This is a genomic window from Endozoicomonas sp. ONNA1 (genome assembly GCF_024606325.1).
GTDB lineage: Bacteria > Pseudomonadota > Gammaproteobacteria > Pseudomonadales > Endozoicomonadaceae > Endozoicomonas_A.
The window spans coordinates 1-1,832 of the sequence record NZ_JAHHPN010000182.1 but is presented as its reverse complement, the minus strand read 5'-3'; the positions used below and the strand labels follow the sequence as shown (position 1 = coordinate 1,832).

General features: G+C 47.7%; 2 protein-coding genes. Both read left to right on the top strand.

The window, feature by feature from the left end:
* Positions 1-204: ABC transporter substrate-binding protein (locus KDK19_RS04295; protein WP_257291395.1), on the top strand; the 204-nt coding region annotated here is incomplete at its 5' end.
* Positions 205-319: 115 nt separating this feature from the next.
* Positions 320-1,832: urea ABC transporter permease subunit UrtB (gene urtB, locus KDK19_RS04290; RefSeq protein ID WP_257291394.1), on the top strand; the 1,513-nt coding region annotated here is incomplete at its 3' end.

Sequence of the window (1,832 nt, the reverse complement as noted above, 5' to 3'; positions counted from 1 at the left end):
CACCTGACCAAACCGGTATTGATTGGCGAAATTCAGGACGATGGCCAGTTCGAAATCGTCTGGGAAACCAAGGGTGGTGTCATTGGTGATGCCTGGACTCAATATCTGCCCGAAAGCTCAAAGATCGTTGCTGACTGGTCAGCCCCAATCAAATGCGGCAACTACAACCTGGAATCAGGCGTCTGCTCCGGTCAGAACTACTGATTGATTAGTCGTTTTTTTTGATGCCACATGGCATGAGAAGTTAACTCTTTCATGCCGTTCCCAAAGCCTGCCTGAAGCAAGGCAGACCACCAAATACTTATTAACTGGAAATTCTATGATCTGGAGACTCTGGCAAATATTGCCGTTAGTATGCCTCTGTCTTCTTTTTGTCTTTGTCTCATCAGCACAGGCTCTGACCGACAGTCACACCAACAGTCGTGAAGAGCTGGCCAGACAATTGAGTGAAAAGTCATGGGACAAACTGGAGGCCACCATCACCGAACTCTCTGCCAAGGGTGATGATGAAAGCCAGAAGCTTTTAACCCTGTGGTTGTCTGGCCAACTGTTTATTGAAAAGAGCACAGATCGCCTGGTCATAGGCAACAGATCAGGCCGTATGTATCTCATTGCAGACCCGATCACAGATGAAGCATTGGGTGAAGTCAAAAAACGCAGCCTGAAAAAAATCAAAATCAATAACCGGCTGAGAAACGCCATCAGAACCGCATTGGCAATCTGGGATCTCAAGTCTGAAGACCCGGACAAGCGCCTCCAGGCAGTGAAAGAAACCTCCAGGAACATTCAGGCTGAGACGTTAGCCATTCTGAAGGCGATGCTGAAGACAGAATCCGATGAGGATGTTCATTCGGCTCTGACAACAGCGGTTGCCTTGTATCATATCCAACACGGCAATGATGAACTGAAGCTTCAAAGCCTTGAAATTCTGTCTGAGTCTGATGATCCGATTGTTCGTTCAGCACTGGAGTCAATTAAAACAGAGACTAAAAACAAGGAAATTCTTCTGGGCATAGACTCTGCTCTGGCCGACATGGATCGAAGACAAGACTACTATTCCGCAATAGAAAGTGTTTTTTTTGGCTTGAGTCTGGGTTCAGTATTACTTCTGGCTGCCATTGGGCTGGCGATCACTTTTGGCGTTATGGGCGTTATCAACATGGCTCATGGCGAAATGATGATGCTTGGCGCTTATACGACTTTCATCATTCAATCTGCCTTTCCATCATTAATGGAGCAATCTTTGTTTATTGCCATTCCTGCCGCCTTTGTTGTCGCTGGTACGGTTGGCATTTTGATTGAGCGACTCGTCATACGTCACCTTTATGGTCGCCCACTGGAAACGCTTCTGGCTACTTTTGGTATCAGTCTGATACTTCAACAGGCCGTTAGAACCATTTTTTCTCCCCTGAATCAGGCAGTATCAACACCGGAATGGTTGAGCGGCTCCTGGATCATCAATGATGCTTTATCTTTAACCTGGAACCGGGTCTACATCATTGGCTTCAGTCTGACCGTCTTTCTGACTCTGTTATTTATCATGCACTACACCCGATTTGGTTTGAATATGCGGGCAGTTACCCAAAATCGTGCCATGGCCAACTCTATGGGTATTCCCACCCACCGTGTTGATGCAATGACCTTTGGCCTTGGCTCCGGTATTGCCGGCGTTGCTGGTGTTGCTCTGTCTCAGCTGACCAATGTGGGTCCAAATCTTGGCCAGAACTACATCATCGACTCTTTCATGGTGGTGGTCTTTGGTGGCGTTGGCAACCTCTGGGGCACACTAGTGGCAGCAATGAGCCTGGGCGTAGTCAATAAGTTGCTGGAGC